At 62.2% G+C, this 7,159-nt stretch carries 8 protein-coding genes and 1 pseudogene; 6 read left to right on the forward strand and 3 right to left on the reverse strand.

Features of this window, described 5'->3' with window-relative positions; all coding sequences use genetic code 11:
- Positions 1 to 752, reverse strand: a 752-nt coding sequence (locus EN749_RS26790) for an NAD-dependent epimerase/dehydratase family protein (protein ID WP_128364301.1), incomplete at its 3' end; no start/stop codon positions are given.
- A gap of 704 nt (positions 753 to 1,456) precedes the next feature.
- Here EN749_RS26790 and EN749_RS26795 point away from each other — a divergent pair.
- The 6 genes and pseudogenes from EN749_RS26795 to EN749_RS26820 all read left to right on the forward strand — a co-directional run.
- Entirely contained in the window at positions 1,457 to 2,062 is a 606-nt protein-coding gene (locus EN749_RS26795; protein WP_127810843.1) for a hypothetical protein, read from the forward strand.
- A 62-nt stretch (positions 2,063 to 2,124) separates the two neighbouring features.
- Positions 2,125 to 2,979, forward strand: a complete 855-nt coding sequence (locus EN749_RS26800) for a 23S rRNA (adenine(2030)-N(6))-methyltransferase RlmJ (protein ID WP_127397707.1) — start codon at positions 2,125 to 2,127, stop codon at positions 2,977 to 2,979.
- Positions 2,980 to 3,172: 193 nt separating this feature from the next.
- Positions 3,173 to 3,625 (forward strand): hypothetical protein, encoded by a 453-nt coding sequence (locus EN749_RS26805; protein WP_023813788.1) that lies wholly within the window; start codon positions 3,173 to 3,175, stop codon positions 3,623 to 3,625.
- A 133-nt stretch (positions 3,626 to 3,758) separates the two neighbouring features.
- Entirely contained in the window at positions 3,759 to 4,340 is a 582-nt protein-coding gene (locus tag EN749_RS26810) for a TetR/AcrR family transcriptional regulator (RefSeq protein ID WP_127810842.1), read from the forward strand.
- Positions 4,337 to 5,173: a DMT family transporter gene (locus EN749_RS26815; RefSeq protein ID WP_128288455.1), complete on the forward strand. Its 837-nt coding sequence runs from the start codon at positions 4,337 to 4,339 to the stop codon at positions 5,171 to 5,173. Before EN749_RS26810 ends, EN749_RS26815 begins: the two co-directional genes overlap by 4 nt.
- Before the next feature lie 31 nt (positions 5,174 to 5,204).
- Positions 5,205 to 5,518, forward strand: a pseudogene (locus tag EN749_RS26820) (LysE family transporter); the annotation flags it as partial.
- 21 nt (positions 5,519 to 5,539) lie between these two features.
- Here EN749_RS26820 and EN749_RS26825 read toward each other — a convergent pair.
- Positions 5,540 to 5,845 carry a transcriptional regulator gene (locus tag EN749_RS26825; protein WP_127268687.1) on the reverse strand — a complete coding sequence of 102 codons (306 nt, stop codon included), beginning with the start codon at positions 5,843 to 5,845 and terminating at the stop codon, positions 5,540 to 5,542.
- Between the two features lie 465 nt (positions 5,846 to 6,310).
- Positions 6,311 to 7,159, reverse strand: an 849-nt coding sequence (locus tag EN749_RS37840; RefSeq protein WP_210214730.1) for a hypothetical protein, incomplete at its 5' end; no start/stop codon positions are given.

Below are 7,159 nucleotides of genomic sequence, written 5' to 3' on the forward strand. Positions count from 1 at the left end.
GCGTTCATCAGCCGGACAAACCCCTCGATCAGGTCGTCGGCATAGCAGAAGGAGCGCGTCTGCTGGCCGCTGCCATAGACGGTCAGGTCCTCGCCGCGCAGCGCCTGGACGATGAAGTTCGAAACCACGCGCCCATCGTCGGGCTGCATGCGGCGCCCGTAGGTGTTGAAAATGCGGGCGACACGGATATCGAGGCCATAGGTTCTCGAATAATCGAAGAACAGGGTTTCGGCCGAGCGCTTGCCTTCATCGTAGCAGGAACGCGGTCCGTGCGTGTTGACGTTGCCGAAGTAGCTCTCGGGCTGTGGATGCACGAAGGGATCGCCATAGACTTCGGACGTAGAGGCCTGGAATATCTTGGCCTTGTTCTGTCGCGCGAGTTCCAGAAGGTTCAGCGATCCAAGCACGCTTGTCTTGAAGGTGTGGATCGGGTCTGCCTGGTAGTGCGGCGGAGAGGCGGGGCAGGCGAGATTGTAGATCTCGTCGCACTGAAGATCCGAAGGCAGTGCATCGACGATGTCGTGCTCGATACAGGTGAAGCTCGGATTACGCAGAAGGGTATTGAGATTGTATCTTTTTCCGGTGTGGAAATTGTCCAGCGCGACAACGTCGTATCCGTCCCGCAAAAGACGTTCGCACAGATGCGATCCTAAAAACCCCGCTCCTCCGGCGACAAGGGCGCGTCGTCGGCTTTGGTTGGCGCCCCTTTGGCTGCCGGATTCCAGTTTCAGAACCTTGACAAGCTTACCCATGCTTTCCTCGCACGCACCGCACACGCTACCGCCGGGGCCGGGACAAAGCATCGCCCGGCCACGTTCCTGAGAACGTGGCAAACCTCCGCGTCTGCGGAATCGCCATCACTGATGTGCGTTAATTGTTCTTTGGCTTTCGCGAAGCTGGTACGACTACACGACCTCCGTGCTGCCGCTCAGCATTCTCTGCGCCCCGAAAACGCGGTCACCCGCTCGGTGTCACCATCGCCGATTGCTCGCCCAAATTGCACATCCCAACATATCGAAAATATACCTGTGGAAATTATAGTCAACTAAATTAGTGATTTCTTAACCAAGTGCGCTCGCGGATGGTTAACATGAGGGGGCGAGCGTCTCTCGGGCTGAAACACGGCGCATACGGAAAATCCTCTTTACTAAACAGCATATTGGCTCGATCGACGACAATGTATGACCGGACGCGGAAGCTGTCCCTTGAGGTAGAATCGAAACTTGACAGCAAGGACGGCCGAGAATGAGCCGACAGCGATGTCAGCGCAGCGCGCGAAATACTCGGCTTAATTTTTGAGCGCATAGGTAGAACCTTGAATTGTTGCGCGGCCACGCCGCCAATCTGGTTGCGCTCGCCCGCACGGCCCACCTCCAGGTGGCTGCCCGCAACTGGCCATCGCCTTTTGGCCGTCGGGGCGCTATTGGCAAGGTCACGATACGCCATGGTGATCTGAATGCGCTTTCTGTTTGTCCTGATCCTGCTCGTCGGCGCCGGCATCGGTGTCGTCTATCCCTGGGCGATGAGCAACTTCTCCGGCCATGAGATCGGCACCTGGCGGGTCTATGAGCAGGGCCGCTTCAAGCCGCTGACGGTGCCGCTCTCCGGCCGCGACGCGCCGGTGCGGGTGCTGGTCGACCTGACCGCAAGAGCAGAGCGCATCGTTTCGCAGCAGCGCACCGTGCTGACGCTGACCGCTGCAAGCAATGGCCGCACGGTGCTCGCCTCGACGCTGCAGTTCAACCATTCCGACAACCCTCGCCAGGTCAGTCCGCAACTGCCCGACAAGATCTTTCGCGACGAGGCCGGCGTGATCGCGACCGTCAGTCCGGGCCCCTATACCTTCACCGTTGGACCGGGTGATGCCGACGACATACCGATGCGGGCGGTCGATCTCATCCTGCGCTCCGGCGCCGGCGAGATCGACAGCCGTGCACGGCCGGTCGGCTTCGCGCTGATGGCGATCGGCCTGATCGGATTCTTGCTGACTTTGCGCACTCGTGGCGGCCGGCCGGAAAATCCGAACTCGCAGCCGCCACCGCCGCGTTGGGGCAGGGGCTGATGCATGTCGCCCAAAAGTGTGCAGCGGTTTTGGGACAACGACATGCATAACGGCACAAAACCATGAACTACCGCCACGCCTATCATGCCGGGAATTTCGCTGACGTCGTCAAGCATGTCGTGCTGACGCGCTTGCTCGAGTATCTGAAGCAGAAGGATAAGGCGTTTCGGGTCGTCGACACCCATGCCGGCATCGGCCGCTACGACCTGTCGTCCGCCGAGGCGCAGAAGACGGGTGAGTGGCAAGGCGGCATCGGCAGGCTGATCGATGCCCCGTTCGCCGCTCCGGTGGCGGCGCTGCTCGCGCCTTATCTGGAGACTATACGGTCGCTCAACCCCGAGGGTGGCATCCAGAAGTACCCGGGCTCGCCGTTGATTGCGCGCCATCTCATGCGCAAGCAGGACAGGCTGACGGCGATCGAGCTGCACCCCAAGGATGCCGCGAGGCTGAGGACGTTCTTTGCCGGCGATTTCCAGGCCCGGATCATCGAGCTCGATGGCTGGCTGGCGCTCGGCGCGCATCTGCCGCCGAAGGAAAAGCGCGGCCTTGTCCTCATCGATCCGCCATTCGAGGAAGCGGGTGAGTTCGAACGCCTCGTCGACGGGCTGATAAGGGCGCACAAGCGGTGGCCCGGCGGCATCTACGCGCTCTGGTATCCGATCAAGGACCGCAAGGCGATCATCGCCTTCCGCAAGGCGCTGAAGCAATCCGGCATTCCGAAGCTGCTCGATATCGAGTTCGAGATCAGGCCGGCCTCTTCGGAACCCAGCCTCGACGGCAGCGGTCTGCTGGTGGTCAACCCGCCGTTCACGCTGGAGGGCGAGCTGCGGACGCTGCTGCCGGCCCTGCACAGGCTGCTTGCGGTGGGGCGGCCGGCGCACTGGTCGCTGGAATGGCTGGCCGGCGAGCAGGCTTGAGGCGGGCTCATCGACGACCCAGTGACCGTACTCCTTTGGGTCTGGATATGAACGTGCCAGAGCCATTCCGGTGCGTGCAAATTCGGCTTTGGTCAAAAAGCGGTTTCAAACTGGGAAACCATTGTCAACGCAACCGCTTGACCGCCGCCAAGCGAATCCGCACAGTGCGCGCAATCGACCTTGAGAGGCTGCCATGACTCGCTTCGCCAAATCCGCCCTTGCCGCCCTGATTTCGCTCTGCACCCCGCTTGCCGCGCCTCTCGGTATCACCCAGACCGTGCAGGCCGCCGATCTTACGGTCTATTCCGATGAAGACAGCGGGGTCTGCGGTCAGCCCTGGGTACTGAACAAGATCACCAGCCGCTTTTCCTATCAGGTGCATCACGTGCCGCATCTGCCTGACGTGCAGATCACCGATTTCCGGCGCATCCACCAGCATCGCTATCTGGCGGCCAACGATACCTGGCCGATCGGTCGCCGTTATTGCGGCGCCACCGTCAGCCTGTCCGACGGCCGCGATCGCACCATCTGGTACCTGATCGAGGAAGGCCAGGGCTTTGCCTCGATCGGCGACAATGTCGAATTCTGCGTCTCGGGCTTCGACCGCTGGATGGTCTACAACGGCCGCTGCCGCATTCTGCGCTAGACCCCGTTTCCCCTTCCAATCTCTTTCGCGCCTGTGGCCTGATCGGCCGCAGGCGTTTTTTCGTGCCGTTGACAGCAGGTTCGATCCGTCGCATACAGGCGAGACAGACCTGTCTCACTACTAGGTAATCTCCATGACGCCATCGTCCGCTTCCGGCAAGCGCCAACACGTCGTTGACACGGCCTACGTGCTGTTCAAGCGCGCCGGCTTCCATGCCACCGGTATCGACCGGATCATCGCCGAAGCCGATGTGGCCAAGATGACGATGTATCGCCACTTTCCCAGCAAGGACGAACTGATCGTCGAGGTGCTCGACTATCGCGCTATGCGTTTCGACCGCCAACTCGACCGGCTCGCCCAGGGGGACGTTCCGCCGGAGCAGAAAATCGGAAAAATCTTCGACTGGCATGCACGCTGGTTCCGCAGCCCGGATTTCCATGGCTGTCTGTTCGCACATGCGCTGGCCGAGTTCGGCGATCCCGGGCACCCGATTTTCGAGGCCGTTGTCAGGCAGAAGAACGGCCTCAAGCGGCGCATGCAGTCTATCCTCGAAGAGATGATGCCGCACGGCCGCGCCGAGAGCGTGGCGGCGACGCTGCTTATGCTGATCGAAGGTGCGACCTTGCTGGCGCAGATGGGGCAGGCAGAAGCCGCCATTCGCGACTCCCGCAAGGCGGCCATGGGCATCGTCGCCGCCTCGCGCCGGCCGCAATGAGCCCGCTGGTCATCGGGCTCGCATTGTTTGCGGCGATCCTGCACGCAAGCTGGAACGCGTTCCTGCGCACGGGGGCCGACAGGTTGTGGACCGTCACCGTCATGAGCTTTTCAAGCACGGCGCTCGCCATCCCCTTCGCCTTCTTCCACGACCTTCCGGCCGCGCCGGCCTGGTCCTATATCGTGCTCTCGGCCTGCCTGCAGGTTGGCTACACCTTGTTTCTCGTGGCCGCCTACAGATATGGCGAACTGGGGCAGGTCTATCCGATCGTTCGCGGCAGCGTGCCGCTGCTTGTCACGCTCGGCGGGTTCTTCCTGGCCAACCAGCAGCTCACTCTGCCGCAGACCGTCGGCGTCGCGCTGGTCGCTGGCGGCATCATGGGCCTTTCACTCGGACGGGGCAGGGCCGCCACGACATCGATATTCTATGCATTGGCAACGGGAGCGATCATCGCCGCCTACGCGACGGTCGATGCGCTCGGCGTTCGCGCGGCGGGAAATGCCGGCGCTTACACCGCATGGGTCCTGCTGATCTACGGCGCGTTGCTGCCGGCGGCCTTCGTCGCCTGCCGTGGCCGGCTCATTGTCGACCTGCGCGCGCCTGAAACCTGGAAGGCGCTGGGCGGAGGCCTGTTTGCACTTCTGGCCTACGGTGTCGTGGTCGCGGCCTTCGCGCTCGGACCAGCAGGTCCGATCACCGCGATCCGCGAAACCAGCGTCGTCTTCGCGGCCTTCATCGGACGCCTGTTCCTCGGCGAGATGCTGACGCCACGGCGGGTCGGCGCCTGCGCTATCGTCGCGCTCGGCGCCATCTGCCTCGGCTATCAGCCGTGACGGAAATGCGGATCGCGAAGATTCTGGACGGCAGCCCGTCTCAGGACGGCGAGGGCTGCTGACGATTTTTGCCACCGGCATCGCGCTCAATCTTGGCAATCCGAAAATGCCGTTGTTCTACGTCGCGCTGTTGCCTGGCGGCGTCGGCGCATCGCTCAATGCTGCTTATCTTGGTGTGCTGATGATGGTGATCCTGGCCGTTGAAGCGGTGGTGATCGGCGTTCATGTCATCCTCGCCGGCCGCGCCCGCAACCTGTTGCGCACGCCAGGGATCGTACGCCGGGTGACCGCGCGGCGGGCGGTGTGATGATCGGCGCCGGCGTTGCCGTTGTTGCCGCGCGCTGAGCTGATTGCCCAGTCGCCACGCTATTTCCTGCGCGGCATCGCCTGATCGATGATCTTGCGCAGGAATGCGGCGTGGCCGCGGAACGCGCGCCGTCCACTCGTGGTCGCCTTGACGCGCGTCTGCGGCCGGCGGCCGACGAACAGCTTTTCGATGTCGACATAACCGGCCCTGGCCAGCGTATCGAGATGCGCGCCGAGATTGCCGTCGGTGACGTCCACGATGGCCTTCAGCCCGGTGAAGTCCAGCGTTTGGCGCCTTTCCAGCATGTTCAGCGCGGCCATGATCCTGAGCCGAGTGCTCTGGTGGATGATTTCGTCGGCACTCATCGATTGGCTCCGGTGCAGCCAAGCCGGAGGCCACCGACAACCATGCCGCCGCCGTGGCGGACCGTCTTGGCAATCTCGAACGGCGACAGCGCCATTTGCCCCTGTGCGATGGACATCGAAGTACTCCGGCATGCCGTGCAGAATACTCTGGCATATAGAGTAGTCTGTCAATTCACGAGCAATCGGGTCTGCGATCGCGCTTGACAAGGTGGTGCATTGGCCGGCTGCCGCATTGCAGTATAGATCGTCCGCCTGCATGAGATGATCGCACCGCTGAGGCTGTGGTCATGATATTGGCGAACGAAGATCGACACGCAAAGCTGTTCGCTGATCTTCGGAGCTTCACGAGAAGAGCGCTCCCGCGGAGTGTGGAGAATGTCGGCGACACATTCTAGCCGATGGTCGAAGATCAGCAGTGAATTTCTGCGACGATCAGCACGATCATGTGCCGATCGTAACCGAAAGTTAAGTTGCGAAAATCAGTCTATTGCTTCGCTGGCTAGCAAGCCGCGAGTCAGATATGCATGAGCGCGCCGGGTCATTACGGCCGTCGGCACAACGGAAGGGGCATCGCATGGCTAAGCAGTCATCCAAAGCGCCGGCGTCGAAGGCACCGGCAAAGAAAGCACCCGCAAAAGCAGCGACGGCGAAGGTCGCAGCTGCAGTGAAGAAAGCAGCACCCGCTGCCAAGCCGAAGGCCGCGGCGGCCAAGGCAAAAGCAGCACCGGCCAAGAAGCCGGCAGCGAAAGCTGCTGCGAAACCGGCAGTGAAGAAAGCAGCACCCGCCAAGGCCGCGGCAAAGCCGGCGGCGAAGGCGGCACCAGCCAAGAAGCCTGCAGCGAAGGCTGCGGCGAAACCCGCAGCGAAGAAGGCAGCACCTGCAAAAAAACCGGCTGCCAAGGCTGCACCTGCCAAGGCTGCACCGGCCAAGAAGCCGGCTGCGAAGGCTGCTCCGGCAAAGAAGGCTGCGGCAGCGAAATCTTCAGCGCCGGTGAAGAAAGCGGCACCTGCGGCCAAGCCGAAGGCAGCACCCGCCAAGGCCGGCAAGAAGTAGTCGCGTCTTCCCTCGCCGGGGGCGGTGCCGAAACAGTCAAGGGCGGGTGCCTGACAGGCGCCCCGTTCGTTGTTTGGCAGTCGGAAGGCGAGAACAGAGGCGGACGGAGGATATCTTTTCGCAGCTCCCAGGACTTCGCCATAGGGCGGAGTCCGGTGGGGCTTTTTGTGCCATTCATGCGCTTGATGAAATATCGGCGCGAGGCCCTTCGGTCTTGGCTGTCGGCTGAGTGATCCCTGCGATTCTGGCAACTCGGCGAC

Origin of the sequence: Mesorhizobium sp. M7A.F.Ca.ET.027.02.1.1, assembly GCF_004022985.1 — a bacterium.
Lineage (GTDB): Bacteria > Pseudomonadota > Alphaproteobacteria > Rhizobiales > Rhizobiaceae > Mesorhizobium.

What these genes read in the sequence shown, in the direction of transcription:
- EN749_RS26795 (WP_127810843.1), top strand. Translation starts at nt 1,457, where the DNA reads ATGCGCTTTCTGTTTGTCCTGATCCTGCTCGTCGGCGCCGGCATCGGT.
- EN749_RS26800 (WP_127397707.1), top strand. Translation starts at nt 2,125, where the DNA reads ATGAACTACCGCCACGCCTATCATGCCGGGAATTTCGCTGACGTCGTC.
- EN749_RS26805 (WP_023813788.1), top strand. Translation starts at nt 3,173, where the DNA reads ATGACTCGCTTCGCCAAATCCGCCCTTGCCGCCCTGATTTCGCTCTGC.
- EN749_RS26810 (WP_127810842.1), top strand. Translation starts at nt 3,759, where the DNA reads ATGACGCCATCGTCCGCTTCCGGCAAGCGCCAACACGTCGTTGACACG.
- EN749_RS26815 (WP_128288455.1), top strand. Translation starts at nt 4,337, where the DNA reads ATGAGCCCGCTGGTCATCGGGCTCGCATTGTTTGCGGCGATCCTGCAC.
- EN749_RS26825 (WP_127268687.1), bottom strand. Translation starts at nt 5,845, where the DNA reads ATGAGTGCCGACGAAATCATCCACCAGAGCACTCGGCTCAGGATCATG.